This window comes from Acidovorax sp. LjRoot129, from assembly GCF_964253765.1.
GTDB lineage: Bacteria > Pseudomonadota > Gammaproteobacteria > Burkholderiales > Burkholderiaceae_C > Acidovorax.
On the sequence record NZ_CAXUSE020000001.1, the window covers coordinates 427,511 to 444,966 of the forward strand.

General features: G+C 65.2%; 23 protein-coding genes. 14 read left to right on the top strand and 9 right to left on the bottom strand.

Annotated elements, in window-relative coordinates:
* The first annotated feature begins 13 nt into the window (after window positions 1–13).
* The 3 genes from rpmC to ACSQ3Q_RS02045 all read left to right on the top strand — a co-directional run bounded on the left by rpmC (window position 14) and on the right by ACSQ3Q_RS02045 (window position 1,277).
* Window positions 14–208, top strand: a complete 195-nt coding sequence (gene rpmC, locus ACSQ3Q_RS02035; protein WP_008906429.1) for a 50S ribosomal protein L29 — start codon at window positions 14–16, stop codon at window positions 206–208.
* A gap of 9 nt (window positions 209–217) precedes the next feature.
* Entirely contained in the window at window positions 218–487 is a 270-nt protein-coding gene (gene rpsQ, locus ACSQ3Q_RS02040; protein WP_024813780.1) for a 30S ribosomal protein S17, read from the top strand.
* 283 nt (window positions 488–770) lie between these two features.
* Window positions 771–1,277, top strand: coding sequence for a peroxiredoxin (locus ACSQ3Q_RS02045; protein ID WP_436132767.1), 507 nt, complete (start codon window positions 771–773; stop codon window positions 1,275–1,277).
* 81 nt (window positions 1,278–1,358) lie between these two features.
* On the opposite strand, the gene ACSQ3Q_RS02050 is transcribed toward ACSQ3Q_RS02045, so the two are convergent.
* Window positions 1,359–1,850, bottom strand: coding sequence for a GNAT family N-acetyltransferase (locus tag ACSQ3Q_RS02050; RefSeq protein WP_436132768.1), 492 nt, complete (start codon window positions 1,848–1,850; stop codon window positions 1,359–1,361).
* Between the two features lie 48 nt (window positions 1,851–1,898).
* Window positions 1,899–2,585 carry a cytochrome b/b6 domain-containing protein gene (locus tag ACSQ3Q_RS02055; RefSeq protein WP_436132769.1) on the bottom strand — a complete coding sequence of 229 codons (687 nt, stop codon included), beginning with the start codon at window positions 2,583–2,585 and terminating at the stop codon, window positions 1,899–1,901.
* A 281-nt stretch (window positions 2,586–2,866) separates the two neighbouring features.
* Between ACSQ3Q_RS02055 and ACSQ3Q_RS02060 the strand changes: the two genes are divergently transcribed.
* Window positions 2,867–3,322: a c-type cytochrome gene (locus tag ACSQ3Q_RS02060; RefSeq protein WP_436132770.1), complete on the top strand. Its 456-nt coding sequence runs from the start codon at window positions 2,867–2,869 to the stop codon at window positions 3,320–3,322.
* A 309-nt stretch (window positions 3,323–3,631) separates the two neighbouring features.
* Here ACSQ3Q_RS02060 and ACSQ3Q_RS02065 read toward each other — a convergent pair whose 3' ends face one another.
* A complete protein-coding gene (locus ACSQ3Q_RS02065) occupies window positions 3,632–4,135 on the bottom strand; it encodes a peroxiredoxin family protein (RefSeq protein WP_436132771.1) in 504 nt (167 codons plus the stop codon).
* Between the two features lie 168 nt (window positions 4,136–4,303).
* On the opposite strand from ACSQ3Q_RS02065, the gene ACSQ3Q_RS02070 reads away from it, so the two are divergent.
* From ACSQ3Q_RS02070 to ACSQ3Q_RS02095, 6 genes are all read left to right on the top strand, one after another.
* Window positions 4,304–4,849, top strand: coding sequence for a hypothetical protein (locus ACSQ3Q_RS02070; RefSeq protein ID WP_436132772.1), 546 nt, complete (start codon window positions 4,304–4,306; stop codon window positions 4,847–4,849).
* Entirely contained in the window at window positions 4,846–6,117 is a 1,272-nt protein-coding gene (locus tag ACSQ3Q_RS02075; RefSeq protein ID WP_436132773.1) for an MFS transporter, read from the top strand. The genes ACSQ3Q_RS02070 and ACSQ3Q_RS02075 overlap by 4 nt, the downstream gene beginning before the upstream one ends.
* Window positions 6,114–6,566, top strand: a complete 453-nt coding sequence (locus ACSQ3Q_RS02080) for a PTS sugar transporter subunit IIA (RefSeq protein ID WP_436132774.1) — start codon at window positions 6,114–6,116, stop codon at window positions 6,564–6,566. Before ACSQ3Q_RS02075 ends, ACSQ3Q_RS02080 begins: the two co-directional genes overlap by 4 nt.
* On the top strand, window positions 6,535–6,804 hold the full coding sequence (locus ACSQ3Q_RS02085; protein ID WP_436132775.1) for an HPr family phosphocarrier protein: 270 nt from the start codon (window positions 6,535–6,537) through the stop codon (window positions 6,802–6,804). The genes ACSQ3Q_RS02080 and ACSQ3Q_RS02085 overlap by 32 nt, the downstream gene beginning before the upstream one ends.
* A 210-nt stretch (window positions 6,805–7,014) precedes the next feature.
* Window positions 7,015–8,784, top strand: a complete 1,770-nt coding sequence (ptsP, locus tag ACSQ3Q_RS02090; RefSeq protein WP_436132776.1) for a phosphoenolpyruvate--protein phosphotransferase — start codon at window positions 7,015–7,017, stop codon at window positions 8,782–8,784.
* A 257-nt stretch (window positions 8,785–9,041) separates the two neighbouring features.
* A complete protein-coding gene (locus ACSQ3Q_RS02095; RefSeq protein ID WP_436132777.1) occupies window positions 9,042–10,280 on the top strand; it encodes an MFS transporter in 1,239 nt (412 codons plus the stop codon).
* A 110-nt stretch (window positions 10,281–10,390) separates the two neighbouring features.
* Here the strand turns inward: ACSQ3Q_RS02095 and ACSQ3Q_RS02100 are convergent, their stop codons facing one another.
* The 6 genes from ACSQ3Q_RS02100 to ACSQ3Q_RS02125 form a co-directional block, all read right to left on the bottom strand.
* Entirely contained in the window at window positions 10,391–11,029 is a 639-nt protein-coding gene (locus tag ACSQ3Q_RS02100) for a class I SAM-dependent methyltransferase (protein WP_436132778.1), read from the bottom strand.
* A 111-nt stretch (window positions 11,030–11,140) separates the two neighbouring features.
* Window positions 11,141–11,974 (bottom strand): DMT family transporter, encoded by an 834-nt coding sequence (locus ACSQ3Q_RS02105; RefSeq protein ID WP_436132779.1) that lies wholly within the window; start codon window positions 11,972–11,974, stop codon window positions 11,141–11,143.
* Window positions 11,975–12,178: 204 nt separating this feature from the next.
* Entirely contained in the window at window positions 12,179–12,901 is a 723-nt protein-coding gene (locus ACSQ3Q_RS02110) for an AraC family transcriptional regulator (protein WP_436132780.1), read from the bottom strand.
* A 31-nt stretch (window positions 12,902–12,932) separates the two neighbouring features.
* A complete protein-coding gene (gene lipA, locus ACSQ3Q_RS02115; RefSeq protein WP_436132781.1) occupies window positions 12,933–13,913 on the bottom strand; it encodes a lipoyl synthase in 981 nt (326 codons plus the stop codon).
* 24 nt (window positions 13,914–13,937) lie between these two features.
* Complete coding sequence (gene lipB / locus ACSQ3Q_RS02120; RefSeq protein WP_436132782.1) at window positions 13,938–14,636, bottom strand: lipoyl(octanoyl) transferase LipB; 699 nt, start codon at window positions 14,634–14,636, stop codon at window positions 13,938–13,940.
* A gap of 13 nt (window positions 14,637–14,649) precedes the next feature.
* Window positions 14,650–14,970 (bottom strand): YbeD family protein, encoded by a 321-nt coding sequence (locus tag ACSQ3Q_RS02125; RefSeq protein WP_436132783.1) that lies wholly within the window; start codon window positions 14,968–14,970, stop codon window positions 14,650–14,652.
* 276 nt (window positions 14,971–15,246) lie between these two features.
* Between ACSQ3Q_RS02125 and ACSQ3Q_RS02130 the strand changes: the two genes are divergently transcribed.
* The 4 genes from ACSQ3Q_RS02130 (at window position 15,247) to ACSQ3Q_RS02145 (ending at window position 17,456) form a co-directional block, all read left to right on the top strand.
* Window positions 15,247–15,720 (top strand): ATP synthase subunit I, encoded by a 474-nt coding sequence (locus ACSQ3Q_RS02130; protein WP_436132784.1) that lies wholly within the window; start codon window positions 15,247–15,249, stop codon window positions 15,718–15,720.
* A gap of 19 nt (window positions 15,721–15,739) precedes the next feature.
* Window positions 15,740–16,618: a F0F1 ATP synthase subunit A gene (atpB, locus tag ACSQ3Q_RS02135; protein WP_436132785.1), complete on the top strand. Its 879-nt coding sequence runs from the start codon at window positions 15,740–15,742 to the stop codon at window positions 16,616–16,618.
* A 63-nt stretch (window positions 16,619–16,681) separates the two neighbouring features.
* Window positions 16,682–16,951, top strand: coding sequence for a F0F1 ATP synthase subunit C (gene atpE / locus ACSQ3Q_RS02140; RefSeq protein WP_007847749.1), 270 nt, complete (start codon window positions 16,682–16,684; stop codon window positions 16,949–16,951).
* A gap of 34 nt (window positions 16,952–16,985) precedes the next feature.
* Window positions 16,986–17,456 carry a F0F1 ATP synthase subunit B gene (locus ACSQ3Q_RS02145; RefSeq protein ID WP_007847746.1) on the top strand — a complete coding sequence of 157 codons (471 nt, stop codon included), beginning with the start codon at window positions 16,986–16,988 and terminating at the stop codon, window positions 17,454–17,456.

Genomic DNA, 17,456 nt, shown 5'->3' on the forward strand with positions numbered 1-17,456 from the left:
AGGAGAACAAGCAATGAAGACTACTGAACTGCGCCAAAAAGACGTCGCCGGCATCGAAGCCGAAATCAAGGCTCTGCAAAAGGCCCATTTCGGCCTGCGCATGCAAAAGGCTACGCAGCAATTGGGTAACACCAACACGCTGCGTACCACCCGCCGCGATATCGCCCGTGCTAAGACCATTCTTGCTGAAAAGCAAGCCGCCAAGTAAGGAGCCCACATGACGGAACCTAAAAAATCCCTCAAGCGCACCTTGGTTGGCAAGGTGGTCAGCGACAAGCGTCAAAAGACTGTGACCGTGCTGGTCGAGCGCCGTGTGAAGCACGAGCTCTACGGCAAGATCGTTGGTAAGTCGAGCAAGTACCACGCCCATGACGAAAATGGCGAGTACAAGCTGGGCGATACGATCGAAATCACCGAGAGCCGTCCGCTCTCCAAGACCAAGAACTGGGTTGCTACCCGCTTGGTTCAAAAGGCCGGCCTGCTCTAAGCCCTCGCGGCTGATTGGCAGCACTGCCCTCCAAAACGACCCACAATGTGGGTCGTTTTGCTTTTGGGGCCCACAAAGCTCCATGGCACGCGAGGGCGGAGGTACACCGTGCCTTGTTGCCGCGGCTCACGCCCATCACCACCGGGGGTGCTGGCGGGCGGGGGGCGGCTGACGCCGAGACGTGGGCCACGCAGTGGCACCCTCACCCCGTCGCGCTACAGCGCAGCGGCTTCAAGCCGAGTCCTTTTTCAACGATTCACTATTCACCCAAGGAGAGAACACCATGATCAAAGTTGGCGACACCCTGCCCACAAGCACGCTGATGGAATATTCCGAAGTCGAGGGCGAAGGCTGCAGCCTCGGCCCGAACCCTGTGCCCGTCGACAAGGCCACGTCGGGCAAGACGATTGCACTGTTCGCGCTGCCCGGCGCCTTCACGCCGACCTGCTCGGCCAAACACGTGCCTGGCTACCGCGACAAGGTCGAAGAGTTCAAGGCCGCCGGCGTGGACGAGATCTGGTGCGTGAGCGTGAACGATGCTTTTGTGATGGGCGCCTGGGCGCGCGACCAGAAGACCGACGGCAAGGTGCGCATGCTGGCCGACGGCGACGCCGTGTTCGCAAAGGCTACTGGCCTCACGCTGGACCTCAACGGCAAGGGCCTGGGGCTGCGCAGCAACCGCTACTCGATGCTGGTCAAGGACGGCAAGGTGGTCACGTTGAACGTGGAAGCGCCCGGCAAGTTTGAGGTCAGCGACGCCGACACGCTGCTGGCGCAAGCCAAGGCCTGACTTTTACCCCCCGAAGGGTTGTTGCTATATTAATAATAGCTAACGATGCTTATACAACCAGCGCTGGAGCCCAAGAATGCCTCAAGAAATGTCGACCTTGAGGTAGTGGGCTCCCGCAATGGGGCTGTGGTAGTACGGGGGGATCTCCTCGAACCCCAGGTCCGTGTAGAGCGCGCGGGCCGATTCCATATCGTCCAGCGTGTCGAGCAAGACGCAGGCATAGCCGGCCTGCCGTGCACGGTCGAGCATCGCCTCGGCCAGCTCGCGCCCCAGGCCAAAGCCGCGGAAGGCTTTGCGCACATACAGGCGCTTCATTTCGCTGGCGTTGGGGTAGTCGGCCGTGTCCAGCGGCCGCAGCGCGCAGCATCCAGCCACCGCTCCCTCGACACGCGCCAGCAGCAGCGCGCCGCGTGGCTCGGCGTAGTCGCCGGGAAGGTGGGCAAGTTCGCTCTCAAAATCCTGAAAGCACAGGTCCACGCCGAGGGTGCGGGCGTATTCCTGGAAGATGTCGCGGACCTCCTCCATCTCGGCGTCCGAGGTGGGGGTCAGCAGGGTGACAGAGGGTTTGTCCAAAACGTGGGTTTTGCAAAACGACGGAAGCGGCAGTGTAGCGAGTCCGGCTCAGAACGCCGGTGCGCCCGCCAGCGTCGAGACCCACCAGGCCAGGCCCGCGCTGCCCGCCAGCACCACCAAAGCCACAGCCCGGCTTGTCCAGTCGTCGCGTGATGGGGCAGCGGGCGCGGCCAGTTCCTTGTCGCCATGGACCATGGGCGCGACCAGGCGATGGCGCCGCACCAGCACGTAAAACCCGATGGCCAGCAAGTGCAGCACCACCAGGCCGATCACCAGGTACTGGCCGATTTCCTTGTGGTAGCTGGTGGCCTGGCCCACCACGGCGTTGGAGACAAACCGGGTGAGCGGCCCGGCAAACGCGATTTCATCGTCGCTGAGCAAGCCCGTCGTCACCTGGGCCACCAGCACCGCCAGCAGGCCAAACACCGACAAAGCGCCCAGTGGGCTGTGGCCGATGCCGTCTTCGGCATGGGCAGAGCCCTTGAGGTAGCGCACCACGCGACTTGGCGAATACAAGAAAGCCGTGAAGCGCGACCAGCGTCCGCCAACGAGCCCCCACACGATCCGGAACACCAGCAACGCCAGCACCACATACCCAAGTCGGAAGTGCCATTCCATCGCATTGCCACCCACCTTGGCGGTGACGACCAGCGCGATCACGCAGGCGGCCAGCGCCCAGTGGAACAGGCGGATGGGAAGGTCCCAGATGCGTACGGTGTGCTGTGGCTGCGTCATGGTGGTTGCGGCGGCTGAAGGTGGATAGGAAGGGCCGGGCGGATGGCCGGCGGGCAAACAGGTGAATCGCCGCATTGTGAGGGAGACGGGGTAAACCCGGAAGCAGGCCGCGCCCGCGGCTGCAGCGAAAACCGCGCCGAGGCGGCATACTGCCTGCGCTGGGATCTCATCGCGATCGATCTCGCCCGGGCCAGACGACGCAGGCGCAGGCACCGCAAGATCGCTGGTCGGTTCCGAGCCGCCGATTCTCATTCCAACCCCACGACAAGAAGGAAGTTTCCATGAAAACAATCGCCGCGTTCGCCCTGGCTGCCGCTACCCTGACCCTGTCGGCACCGGCCTCTGCCCAGTTCGCCAAGGCCGAGGACGCCATCAAGTACCGCCAGAGCGCGCTGTTCGTGATGGGCCAGCACTTCGGGCGCCTGGGCGCCATGGCCAACGGCCGCATCCCGTTCGACGCCAAGGCCGCGCAAGAGAACGCCGACGTGGTGGCCCAGATGGCGAAGCTGCCCTGGGCTGGCTTTGGCGCCGGCACCGACAAGGGCGCTCCGACCAAGGCCCTGCCCGAGATCTGGACCGAGCAGGCCAAGTTCAAGGAACATTCCGACAAGCTGGAAGCTGAGTCGGTGAAGCTTGCCGCCGCTGCCAAGACGGGCAACCTGGACAACCTCAAGACCGCCTTCGGCGCTGCAGCCGGCACCTGCAAGGCTTGCCACGACAACTATCGCGCGAAGTAACGTGCATCCCCCTGAGCGGCTTTGCCGCTCGGGGCTGGTCGCCAGAGGCGACAGCTCTTCGGGCCGTCCAAGCCTGCGCAGGCAGGCTTGGAGCCGCGGCCCTCAGCCCCTTCTCTCTGCGCGCTACGGCTCCGGGAAGGGGGACGACGTCAGCGCGGCGGGGCGGCCCTTGCGCGGCGTCCGCTGGTCTAGGCCGCAGCCGTTAGAAGCGTTTGCTATCAATAAAATAGCTTCCAGCGCTTCTCACATAAGCCAAAAGGCCGATTTCTCAGGAAATCGGCCTTTTGTTTTTGGAGATGCAATCGCGCTTCAAGTCTCAGCCAACAGCTTCTCGATCAGCTGGTGCAGCTCGGGAAAATTCGGGGCGCCGACGTAGGTCTTCACGATCTCGCCGCGTTTGTTGACGATGAAGGTCGAGGGCGTCAGGCGCACATCGCCCCAGGCCTTGGCAACGTTGCCGGTGTTGTCGATCGCGACCTTGAAGGGCAGCTTGCGCGTCTCGGCAAAGTTCACCACATAGCTCGGCGGGTCGTAGCTCATGGCCACGGCCAGGGTGTCGAAGCCTTTGGCGTTGTACTTGTTGTAGGTGGCCACAATCTCGGGCATCTCGGCCACGCAGGTGGTGCAGCTCGTGGCCCAGAAATTCACCAGGGTGACCTTGCCCTTGAGGTCTGTGGTGGACTGGCGGCTGCCATCGAGCAGCACAAAGGTCGATTCGGGCGCGGCGGAGCGGCCCGTGTCCAGGTACACATAGGCGCCCACGGCCGCAAACGCTGCTACCGCCACACCTGCCGCCCAATGCTTGATTGCCATGACTCTTGTTTCCATCCACCTGAACCAGTGCCCGGATTGTGCCGGACGGGAGCCCGGCGGCGTCGGCCGCGGGTTTTGTTGTGCTTGGGTGGAGCCAGGCAAAGGGCAAAAGTTCTGCGCAGCATCCCACCTGCAGCCAATCCGCGCCACCCTGCCGATAATCAAGCGATGAACAGGACACTGACCCGGGCCGCCGTCGCCCTCCCGCTCGGGCTGCTGCTGGGCTGCAGCCCGGCGCTCAACTGGCGCACCGTGCCGCTGCCCGAGGCCGCCATCACCATCACCTTGCCCTGCAAGCCCGACCAGGCTACGCGCATGGTGGAGCTCGCCGGCACCCCCGTCGAACTGGCCATGACGGGCTGTGATGCGGACGGCGCCACGCTGGCCGTGTCGCACGCGGCGCTGGCCGACCCGTCGCAGGCGGGCGCTGCGCTTACGCACTGGCGCGCGGCGGTTCTCGCCAACCTGGGGCCCGGTGCGGTCTCAGCGGCCACCGACACGCAGTACGCGCCACCCGGCGTGCTGCCCCTGCCGCAGTCGGTGCGCACGGTGGTGCAGGGCCAGCGTGCTGATGGCAGCGCGGTCAGTGTGCAGGGCGTCTGGTTTGCGCGCGCCGTGGGGCCGCAGGTGCGGCTGTACCACGCCGTGGTCTACACGCCCAAGCCGCGCGCCGAGGTGGCCGAGCCGTTTTTCTCCGGGCTGGCGTTCCAATGATGGGCTCGCACCTGTTGCCCCGGCGGGCGGCCGTGGTGGTTTTTCTCGCCTTTGCGTTCGCGTACTTTCTGTCCGCACTGGTGCGGGCCGTCACGGCCACACTGGCACCCACGTTGGCGCAGGAGTTTTCGCTGCACGCCAGCGACCTCGGGCTGCTGGCGGGCGGCTACTTTTTAGGCTTTGCGGCCACGCAGCTGCCCCTCGGCACCTGGCTCGATCGCCACGGCCCGCGCAAGGTTGCGTTGGGATTTCTGGGCGTGGCCGTGGTCGGCAGCCTGGTGTTTTCCATGGCCACGGGCTTTTCGGGCTTGCTGGCCGGGCGCGTGTTGTGCGGCGCAGGTGTCAGCGCCTGCCTCATGGCACCGCTCACCGGCTACCGCCGCTGGTTCGAGCCCACCACGCAGATGCGCGCCAATTCCTGGATGCTCATGACCGGCTCGCTCGGCATGGTCGCGTCCACGCTGCCGGTGCAATGGGCGCTGCCGCTCGTGGGCTGGCGGCCGCTGTTCTGGGGGCTGGCCGCGCTGATCGCGCTGTCGATGGTGGTGATCGCCATCTGGGTGCCGCGTTGGGCTGACGCAGGCCCGGGCAAGCAGGATTCGGCCGCGGACTCCAGTGCTGCGCCGCCTCCAGTGCCGGGGTACTCGGTGGTCTGGAACCACGCTTACTTCCAGCGCCTGGCGCCGCTGGGTTTTTTTGTCTACGGCGGCATGGTGGCCATGCAGACCCTGTGGGCCGGGCCGTGGATGCAGCGCGTCGCGGGCTACACACCGCTTGAGTCAGCCACCGGGCTTTTCTGGATCAACGTGTCCATGCTGTGCACGTTCTGGACCTGGGGCATGGTCAACCCGTGGCTGCTGCGCAAGGGCCTGGGGCCTGATCGGCTGATGGCGGCGGGCCTGCCGTTCTCGCTGCTGATCCTGCTGGGCATCATCGTCGCCGGCCCCCGCGCTGGCGGTGGGGCCTGGGCGCTGTTTTGCGTGTCCTGCACTTTTGTGTCGCTGTCGCAGCCTGCAGTGGCCATGGCGTTCTCGCAGTCGCTGGCGGGGCGGGCGCTGTCGGCCTACAACCTGGTGATCTTTGCGGGCGTGTTTGTCGTGCAGTGGGGCATCGGCCTGGCGGTGGATGCGTTCGCCGCGCTGGGGCTGCCCACCGTGGCGTCCTTCCAGGCGGCGATGGGGTTGTTCCTCGCGTGCAACGCCGCAGCGTATGCGTGGTTTGTGCTGCGGGGCCGGCGCCATAATGTGTTGCAAACCTCTGCGCCATGAGCACCACCAGCATCCTCCTTATTGCCCACTCCCCGCTGGCCCATGCGCTGCGCGAGTGCGCCCTGCACGTGTTCCCTGATTGCGGCAACAGCGTGACGGCGCTGGATGTGCTGCCCAACCAGCCGCCGGAAGAGTCGCTGGCCCAGGCGCGCATCCTTCTCGAGCAGCTGGGTACCGACTCCACCCTGGTGCTCACCGATGTCTTCGGTGCCACGCCCTGCAACATTGCGCAGCGCCTGACCGATGGCGTGCAATCGCGCCTGGTGACGGGCGTCAATCTACCGATGCTGCTGCGCGCAGTGAGCTACCGCAACGAGCCGCTCGATTCCGTGGTCAACCGCGCCGTGGTGGGTGGCACGCAGGGTGTGATGCAGGTGGCGATCTCCGCGCCACAGAACCAGAACCGCCGTAACACCCATGATCAAGACACGCACGACCATCAACAATAAATTGGGGCTGCATGCCCGCGCCTCGGCCAAGCTCACCAAGCTGGCAGGCAGCTTTCCCTGCGACGTGTTCATGAGCCGCGGCGACCGCCGTATCAATGCCAAGAGCATCATGGGCGTGATGATGCTGGCCGCCGGCATGGGCACCGAGGTCGAGGTCGAGACCAGCGGCGACCGCGAGCAGGAAGCCATGGACGCACTCCTGGCCCTCATCGCCGACAAGTTTGGCGAAGGTGAATGAACATGGCCCCCACGGTCGCGCACTGCGTGTCGCTCCCTGCCCCCCGAGGGGGCCCAGCCTGCCTTCGGGCGGCCGGGCGGCTGGCTGGATGTGGCCCCACGGTCGCGCACTGCGTGTCGTTCCCTGCCCCCGAGGGGGCTCAGCCCGCCTTCGGGCGGCCGAGCGGCGGGCTGATGCGCTCTCTGCGATCCTGTACTGGATAACTCCACCATGACCTTCTCCGTCCACGGTCTCGCAGTCGCCCGCGGCATTGCCATTGGCCGTGCCGTGCTGGTGGCGTCGAGCCGCGTGGACGTGGCGCACTATTTCATCCAGGCCGAGCAGATTCCGGCCGAGATCGAGCGCGTGCGCCAGGGCCGCAACGCGGTGGTGGACGAGCTGCAGCGCTTGCAGACCGACATGCCCGCCGACGCGCCGCACGAGCTGACCGCGCTGCTCGACGTGCACCTGATGCTGCTGCAGGACGAGGCCCTGACCGGTGGCGTCAAGCACTGGATCACCGAGCGCCTGTACAACGCCGAGTGGGCGCTGACCACGCAGCTCGAAGTCATCGCGCGCCAGTTCGACGAGATGGAGGACGAGTACCTGCGCGAGCGCAAGGCCGACCTCGAGCAAGTGGTCGAGCGCATCCTGCGCTACATGAAGGGTGTGGCCAGCCCCGTGGCCCCGCCGCCCAGCAGCCCGCGCCGGCACAAGCAACTGGGCCTGCAGCAAGACCTGATGCCGGGTGGCACGGTGGACGTGCCCCTGGTGCTGGTGGCGCACGACCTCTCGCCAGCCGACATGCTGCAGTTCAAGCAGAGCGTGTTCGCCGGCTTTGTGACCGATGTGGGCGGCAAGACATCGCACACCGCCATCGTGGCGCGCAGCATGGACATCCCCGCTGTGGTGGGCGCGCGTGCGGCCAGCCAGCTGGTGCGCCAGGACGACTGGGTCATCATCGACGGCGACGCCGGCGTGGTCATCGTCGACCCTTCGCCCATCATCCTGGCCGAGTACGGCTTTCGCCAGCGCCAGGTCGAGCTCGAACGCGAGCGCCTGGCCCGGCTGCGCCACACCCCCGCGATCACGCTCGACGGCCACAAGATCGAACTGCTGGCCAACATTGAGCAGCCCGGCGACGCCGCGGCCGCCGTGCGTGCCGGTGCCGTGGGCGTGGGGTTGTTCCGCAGCGAATTTTTGTTCATGGGCAAGACCGGCAACCTGCCTGGCGAGGACGAGCAGTACCGCGCCTACTGCGAGGCCATCGACGGCATGCAGGGCCTGCCCGTGACCATCCGCACCATCGACGTCGGGGCCGACAAGCCGCTCGACAACAAGGCCCACAAGGACAGCTACCTCAACCCGGCGCTCGGCCTGCGCGCCATCCGCTGGAGCCTCGCCGACCCGTCCATGTTCCGCACCCAGCTGCGCGCGGTGCTGCGCGCGGCGGCGCGTGGCAAGGTCAACCTGCTGTTCCCCATGCTGGCCCACACGCATGAGATCCACCAGACGCTGGCCCAGGTCGAACTGGCCCGCGCCGAGCTGGACGCCCGCGGCGAGCCCTACGGCCACGTGGAGCTGGGCGCGATGATCGAAGTGCCGGCCGCCGCGCTCATGGTGCGTACCTTCCTCAAGTATTTCGATTTCCTGTCCATCGGCACCAACGACCTGATCCAGTACACCCTGGCCATCGACCGCGCCGACGAGGCCGTGGCCCATCTGTACGACCCGCTGCACCCCGCCGTGCTGCGCCTGGTGGGCGATGTGATCGCCGAGGGCCATCGCCAGGGCAAAAGTGTGTGTGTGTGCGGCGAGACCGCCGGTGATGTGACCATGACGCGCCTGCTGCTGGGCTTGGGCCTGCGCAGCTTCTCGATGCACCCCGCGCAGATACTTGCGATCAAGCAGGAGGTGCTGCGCGCCGACACGCGCAAGCTGGCACCCTGGGCGCAGCAGGTGCTGGAGGGCGATGAGCCGGGCACCTTGCTGGCGTCCTAGAGTTCGCGACATCCGGTCGATCGGTTGTTTGCTATTTAATTAATAGCATCAAGCGCTTGATAGACAAGCGCTAAGGCTCTTTTTTATTCAAGAATCAGAGATCCGTAGCTCGCTCGCTCGCTCGCTTGTATGCCTGTTGGCTTGTAGTTCTTCCTGATCCTCAGTGTGCCGAACCTCATCGCTCGATCACACGGACACCGTGCCGCCATCCACACGTTCCGCGCCTGAGCGCGGCGACCCTGAAAACCCCACGCCCCATGCACGCAGCCCCTGCCGACCCCTCTCTCATCGACTCGCCCCAGGCGCTTCGCCGTCTGTTCGCGACGCTGGGCCTCGTCGTGCTCGGCAACAGCAGCATGTACGTGGTGTCGGTGGTGCTCCCCACGGTGCAGAACGAGTTCGGCGTGGGCCGCGCCAGCGCCTCGCTGCCCTATACGCTGATGATGGTCTGCCTGGGCCTTGGCGGCTTGTGGACCGGTCGGCTGGCAGACCGCCATGGCCTCACGCCCGTGATGTGGCTGGGCGCCTTGGCCGTGTTCGGCGGCTTCCTGGGCGCGAGCCTGTCGGGAAACATCTGGGCGTTTGGCCTCGCGCACGCCGTGATGGGGTTCATCGGAGGGTCGGCCACGTTTGCCCCGCTGCTGGCCGACACCGCACTGTGGTGGAACCGACGGCGTGGCATTGCGGTGGCGGTTTGCGCCAGCGGCAACTACGTGGCAGGTGCGATCTGGCCGCCCATCGTGCAATACGGCATCGACTCCATCGGCTGGAGGCCGACCTACATGGCGCTGGGCGCTGTTTGCGGCGTGGGCATGCTCGCCCTGTCGCTGCGCATGCGCCAACGCCCGCCGGCCATCCCCGCGCCAACGGCTGGTACACAGGCCTCGGCAGTAGACCGCGCCCGACCCTTCGGCCTGGCACCCAGCCAAGCCATGGCGCTGCTGTGCATGGGGGGCGTGGCCTGCTGCGTGGCCATGGCCATGCCGCAGGTCCACATCGTGGCCTACTGCACCGATCTGGGCTTCGGCGCCGCCCAGGGCGCGCAGATGCTGTCCCTCATGCTGGCCTGCGGCATCGTGAGCCGGCTGGTCTTCGGGCTGATCTGCGACCGCATCGGCGGCATCCGCACGCTGCTGCTGGGGTCGGCGCTGCAGGGCATCGCGCTGCTGCTGTTCTTGCCCTACGACGGCCTCGTGCCGCTGTATGTCATCTCCGCGCTGTTCGGCTTGTTCCAGGGCGGCATCGTGCCGACCTACGCCATCATCGTGCGCGAACACTTTGCGCCGAGCCAGGCCAGCGCGCGGGTGGGTGCGGTGATCATGGCCACGCTGATCGGCATGGCGCTGGGTGGCTGGATGTCGGGCTGGATCTTCGACGTGACGGGGAGCTATCACGCAGCGTTTATCAACGGCATTGGCTGGAACCTGCTGAACCTGTCGATCACCGGCTGGTTGTACCTGCGGGTGCGCAGGCAGCGCGCTATCACCGTGGCTTAAACCTGTTCATGGACTGCGGCCAGATCAAGGCCGACGCACCGTGGATTTGCAATGGCCAGGGCTGCGTCCGTCAGACTCTGAAGCCGTCCCGGGCCCGGGCCTGGGCGCGGTCAGGGCTTGCGCAGCGCCAGCACGCTCCATTGCACGTCCGCGCGCCCCTGCGCATCGTCCCTGCCGCCGTGGTGGACCAAGGCCAGGCCGTGCTGCGCGGCCAGGGCGATGGTTTCCTCGGCCGAGACATCGAACATGCGCCGCCCCGTGGGGATCGGCCCGTGCCGCAGCGATATCGCCAGCAGCGCGCCCGGCGCCATCAGCTCGGCCACGTGCGGCAGGGCGGCGGTGCGCTCAGACGCGTCCAGGTGCATCCACACGGCAGTCAGCAGGATGAGGTCAAACCGCCGGCCACTGGCGCGCAGGCCGGCCAGCGCGGGCAGGTGGTCGTCCACCCATTCGATGGGCACGCCCGCGTGGATGCGCTGCCCCTCTTGCCGCAGCGCAGCCGTGGGCTCGTCGGCCACCACACGGTGGCCGGCACAGGCCAGCGCCGCAGCGTCGCGGCCCGAGCCGGCGCCGATGTCGAGCACGCGGCTGGGCGCCGTCGGGTACAGGTGCAGCAGGGCGGCGTGCACGTCGGCAAAACGAATGCTCTCGTACTGCGCGGCTAAGGCCGCAGCGTGCGCGCCGTAGCCCGCAGTGCCGGGGATCGCTGCGTCGCCTGGCGCGGGCGGGTGGAGCGTGGGGTGGGTCATGCGGCGGTCGGCTTTGTGCGTGGCGGTTTTGCGCTTGACCGATATTGCTATCAAATTTGCAGCTGTAAGTGCTTATGGAATAAGCGCTAGAGGCTATTTTTTATTCAAAATTCACCGCGCCCGCATGCCAATGACGGCCGCACTGATGATCATGGCCGTGGCCAGCGCAATGCTCGCGCTGAACGGCCGCCCGCTCACCACGATCAGCAGGCCGGTGGATGCCAGCGGCGTGATGTAGCTCAGGATGCCGATGTGCCGTGCATCGCCCAGCTTGAGTGCCTTGTCCCACATAAAAAATGACGCACCCAGCGGACCGAGGCCGAGCACCGCCAGCAGCGCCCAGTCGCGCGGAGCGAGCGCCACAGCAGGCTCCAGCGTCACATGGCACAGCAGCGACAGCACACCCGACACCAGCCCGAACAAACCGATGGCCGTGGTCGGGAAGGCGGCCACCCGCTTGGTCATGAGCGAATAGGTAGCCCAGATGAACGCCGCCGCCAGCGCGGGCAGGTAGCCCCAGGCCAGGGTGCCGCTCAGCTCGCGCCCACCCGCCATGGCAATGGCCGCGCCGCCAAAACCCAGCAGCGCCGCCAGCACATGCGGCAGGCGCAGCGCCACACCGGGCAGCACCACGGGCGAGAGCACAACGATGAACAGCGGCCAGAGATAGTTGACCAGGTTGGCCTCCACCGGCGGCGCGTGGCGCAGCGCGATGAACAGCAGGAAGTGGTACGCAAACAGGCCGTACACGCCCAGGGCGAGCGTGCGCAGCGGAATGCGCCACTGCAACGGATCGCGCAGCACAAACGGCCACGCTGGCACGCTGCCGATCATGAGCGCGATGCCGGTGAGCAGGAACGGCGGGACATGGGTGAGCGACACGCCGAGCGAGGCGAGGGAAGCCCACAGCGCGATGGCGCCCAAGGCGTAGAGATTGGCTTGCATGGAGCCGACTGTATGCGCGCCAGGCCGGGGTGATCGTCGCGCAACGACGGAACGTCGTCGCGCAATGCGGGTGGTGGCTGCAAGAGCGCAAGGGCTCCGTGGAGCCACGGGCTGTGCATCCAGATCAAATCCGAATTGAAGGTAAATCCGAATCGAAGGCAAGGCCGAAGCGGGGCCGCAGCGCCCCCGCCCGCCCCATGCTCTTCAGGCGTCAGACCCAGCCTGCCTCGCTTCGCGCCGCAGCGCCGCAGTCAACGCCGACGGTGATCGGTAGCCCGTGCGCCGCGCGACCTCGGCCACCGCCATCCCCGTGCCGCGCAGCAGCCGGGCTTGCACCAGGCGCTGGCTGCGCAGCCAGGCCATGGCGCCCATGCCGTGGTCTTCTTGGCAGCGGGCGGCAAACTGGCTCGGGCTCAGGTGCACCTGAGCGGCCAGGTCGGCCACGGTGAGTTGGCGATGCCACTGCTCGGCGACCCACTGCTGTAACGCAGGCCAGTGGATGGCGCGGCGGTGCGCGGTGCCAGGCGGCGGGGTGTGTGCACCGGCGCCGCCCAGCCAAGCCTCCAGAAGGAGTGCCGGGCCCTGGGCTTGCGCGAGGGGGCGGCCTTGTTGCAACGCCCTGGCGAGGTAGTGAACAAGCGGCAGTGCGTCGGCGGGCAGTGAGGTCGCGCTGTAGTGTGCGCACCGGGCCCACTCGGGGTGTTCGCTGTCGAGCACCAGGCACACGCTGCCACGGTGAGATTCGAAGTCGTGGCGATCTCCCGGCGCAATCACGCAGCCACCGCCGGGCGCAACACGCACGCCACGGCCGGCGACTTCCAGGTCCAGGGTGCCCGAGAGGCCCAGCAGGATCTGAAAATGGTCGTGGCTGTGGCTGCCCGGCGATGCGCCGTAGTGCCGCAGCGAGAGCGCGCCTGCCGGGGCCATCAACGCTCTGCGGCCTGTCGCTCTCGTTGGCTTACACGCCAGCGGCGTGCGCCTGCTGATCGGCGTGGTAGCTCGAGCGCACCATGGCACCCACGGCGGCGTGGCTGAAACCCATCTTGTAGGCCTCTTCCTCGAACATCTTGAAGGTGTCGGGGTGCACATAACGGCGTACGGGCAGGTGGCTGTTGCTGGGCGACAGGTACTGGCCAATGGTCAGCATGTCGATGTGGTGCGCGCGCATGTCGCGCATCACCTGCAGGATCTCTTCGTCCGTCTCGCCCAGGCCGACCATGATGCCGCTCTTGGTCGGCACCTTGGGATGCAGGGCCTTGAACTTCTTGAGCAGGTTCAGGCTGAACTGGTAGTCGGAACCGGGGCGCGCTTCCTTGTACAGGCGCGGCGCGGTTTCGAGGTTGTGGTTCATCACGTCCGGCGGCGCGGCCTTGAGGATCTCGAGCGCACGGTCGTCGCGGCCGCGGAAGTCGGGCACCAGGATCTCGATCTGCGTGAGGGGCGACAGCTCGCGGATGTTCTGGATGCACTCGACAAAGTGGGCGCTGCCGCCGTCGCGCAGGTCGTCGCGGTCCACGCTGGTGATCACCACGTATTTGAGGCGCAGCTGGGCGATGGTGCGGGCCAGGTTCAGCGGCTCGTCCTTGTCCAGCGGGTCGGGGCGGCCATGGCCCACGTCGCAGAACGGGCAGCGTCGCGTGCACTTGTCACCCATGATCATGAAGGTGGCCGTGCCCTTGCCGAAGCACTCGCCGATGTTGGGGCAGGAGGCCTCTTCGCACACCGTGTGCAGGTTGTTCTGGCGCAGGATGTCCTTGATCTCGTAGAAGCGCGTGCTGGGCGAGCCCGCCTTCACGCGGATCCATTCGGGCTTCTTGAGCACTTCGCCCTGTTCCACCTTGATCGGAATGCGCGACAGCTTGGCCGCGGCCTTCTGCTTGGCCAGCGGGTTGTACGTTTCGGTGGATTGCGCTTCGCGGACGACTTCAGGGGTGCTCATGGCGTGTAGGCAGCGTGTTGGAGGTCAAGGCGCGAGGCGGGTGCTGAGCTGCTGGCCCAGCACCTGCGCGGCTTCTTCCCAGGTGGTGTGGACCCCGATTGTAGAAAGGTCCACCGTTTGCAATCCTGCGTAACCGCAAGGGTTGATGCGCGCAAAGGGCGCGAGGTCCATCGCCACGTTGAGCGCCACGCCGTGGTAAGTGCAGTGCCGGCTGACCTTGATGCCCAGGGCGGCGATCTTTCCCAGGCCGTCGAAGTCGGGCTCCGCTGCCGCGTCTTCGGCCCCGCGTTTCTGCGGGCGCTGGGGCAGCATGGCGTGGCTGTGCGGATCGTCCAGGCGCACATAAATGCCTGGCGCGCCCCCCACGCGGTGCCCGGTCACGCCAAAGTGGGCGAGCGTGCGGATCACGGCTTCCTCGACCCGGTAGACATACTCCTTGACGAAATAGCCTGCACGCCGCAGATCGATCAATGGGTAGGCCACCACTTGGCCCGGGCCGTGGAACGTGACCTGGCCACCGCGGTTGGTCGCGATGACGGGGATGTCGCCGGGGTGAAGAACGTGATCGGCCTTGCCTGCGAGCCCCTGCGTGTAAAGCGGTGCGTGCTCGCAGAGCCAGAGTGCGTCAGGGCTGGTGTCGGTGCGCGCAGCGGTGTAGTCCTGCATGGCCTGCACGGTGGCGGGATAGTCCACCCGGCCCTGCGTGCGGATCTCGATGGTCATGCGGGGCTTTCGTTCAGAGCACGATCTTCACGAGCGGGTGCGAGGAGAGTGCGTTGTACAGGCCGTCCAGCTGCTCGCGGCTGGTCGCCGTGATGGTGATAGTTACTCCAAGGTAATTGCCGGCCCGGCTGTCCCGCAGTTCAATGGTGGCAGCGTCAAAGCTGGGATCAAACTGGCGGGCCAGCTCCGTGACCGCATGCACAAAGCCATCCACCTTGGCCCCCATGACTTTGATCGGGAAACTCGAAGGGTATTCGATCAACGAATCCTTGCGCGCATCGCTAGGCTGAGAGGTGTCGGGGCCATTCGCTGGAGGCTGGGAAGAGGAGGTCATGGTGAAAAGTGCTTCGGTTTCAATAGCAGGAAAGGCGTTCCCATTGTGCGGCAAGGCCATGGCGGGTACCCAAGATGGTGCGCACACAGGACGCGCCAAATCGGTGCATTCTTGTCAAAGCGGGCCGCAAAACACGTTGGCCCACGGCCACATGTGCGCGCGCTCATCGGCCCGTTTTGGGGCGCGTTTGCGGGTTTTTGCGGACTGCCATGGGTTTTTACTTATAATTAGAGGCTTTGTGAAAGTTTCGGTCTGTAACGCGGGCGTCATCCAACAATGAAAACAATCGCGCCTGAGACCGAAATTGAGGCTGAAGAATCTGACTTCAACCCCTTGACGGCCGAAGAGGCCGAGCAGTGGCGCCGTCGCAATCCTCCCATCTCGGTATGGAAGGTGGTGATTGGGCAGGTTCTGGCGGGCGTGGTGGTGGCCCTGGTGGCTTGGGCTGTAACAGGTAGGGCATCAGTGGGTTGGTCTGCAGCCTACGGTGCGCTGGCAGTGGTGGTTCCGGCGGCCTTGTTTGCTCGCGGCGTACTGCGCCACAAGGTGTCCGTCAACGCGCGGGCCGCCATGGTCGGGTTCTTTGGCTGGGAGATTGCCAAGATTGCATTGACGGTGTCGCTGCTTGCAGTGGCGCCCCGGCTGGTGCCAGGCTTGAGCTGGATTGCTTTGCTCGTGGGCATGGTGATCACAATGAAAACGTACTGGGTTGCACTGTTGGTGCGGCCTGGTGTCCGAAAAACCGATTGATATAGAGAAGAGTTGTCCGATGGCCGCAGAAGCGCACGCTCCGACTGCAAGTGAATACATCGTTCACCACCTGCAGCATCTTCAAAACATCAACCAGACCAAGATCGTTGACTTCACGGTCATCAACTATGACTCGATCATTGTGGGTCTGGTTCTGGGCGCTCTGACCCTTTTGATCCTGTGGTCCGCGGCCCGCAAGGCGACTTCCGGCGTTCCCGGCCGCTTCCAGGCGGCAGTGGAAATGCTGGTCGAGATGGTGGACAACCAGGCCAAGGCCAACATCCACAACGCCGAGAGCCGCAAGTTCATCGCGCCCCTGGGCCTCACGGTGTTTGTCTGGATCTTCCTGATGAACTTCATGGACATGCTGCCCGTCGACCTGCTGCCCGCCATCTGGGCCCAGATTTACGGTGCTGCCGGCCACGACCCGCACCACGCCTACCTGCGCGTCGTGCCCACGGCTGACCTCTCCACCACTCTGGGCCTGGCATTCGCCATCCTGATCCTGCGCTTCTGGTACAGCGTGAAGATCAAGGGCGCTGGCGGCTGGGCGCATGAACTCGTGTCGGCTCCATTCGGCACCAGCAAGAATCCCATCTTCGCCCTCATCCTGGGCGTGATCAATCTGCTGATGCAGATCATTGAATATGTCGCCAACACCGTATCGCATGGCATGCGGTTGTTCGGCAACATGTACGCCGGCGAACTGGTGTTCATGCTGATCGCCCTGATGGGTGGTGCGGCTGCACTGTCGCTGTCGGGTGTGCTGCTGCCTGTGGGCCACGTCATCGCTGGCACCATCTGGACGCTGTTCCACATTTTGGTGATCTCGCTGCAAGCGTTCATCTTCATGATGCTCGCACTGATCTACCTGGGTCAGGCGCACAACGCGCACTAAACGGTTCTCCTTTTTCGTTTCCCTTTTTCTTTTCAACCTTTCTTTTTTAACTCAGGAGTCATCATGGAAAACATTCTCGGTCTCGTCGCTCTGGCTTGTGGTCTGATCGTTGGCCTCGGCGCTATCGGCGCTTCCATCGGTATCGCACTGATGGGTGGCAAGTTCCTCGAATCGTCGGCACGTCAGCCTGAACTGATCAACGAACTGCAAACCAAGATGTTCATCTTGGCCGGTCTGATCGACGCTGCGTTCCTGATCGGTGTGGCTATTGCTCTGCTGTTCGCTTTCGCCAACCCCTTCGCTTCGACTTTCTTGGCCAACCTGCCCAAGTAATTCCCGTTCAACGCCACTCTAGAAAGGTGTTGCCGTGAGTATCAACGCGACCCTGTTCATTCAGGCCATCGTCTTCTTGATCCTGGTGTGGTTCACGATGAAATTCGTGTGGCCCCCGATCGCGAAGGCGTTGGATGAACGAGCCCAGAAAATCGCCGAAGGCCTCGCTGCTGCCGACCGTGCCAAGTCCGAACTGACCGCTGCCAATCAGCGCGTCGAGAAGGAACTGTCACAGGCACGCAACGAAACGGCCTCGCGTCTTGCGGACGCCGACCGACGTGCCCAGGCCATCATCGAAGAAGCCAAGGCACGCGCCACGGAAGAAGGCAACAAGATTGTTGCTTCCGCCCGTGCCGAAGCCGAGCAGCAAACGGTGCAAGCCCGCGAAGCCCTGCGTGAGCAGGTAGCAGCGCTGGCCGTCAAGGGTGCTGAGCAGATTCTCCGCAAGGAAGTCAATGCCGGCGTTCACGCCGACCTGCTCAACCGCCTGAAGACCGAGCTGTAA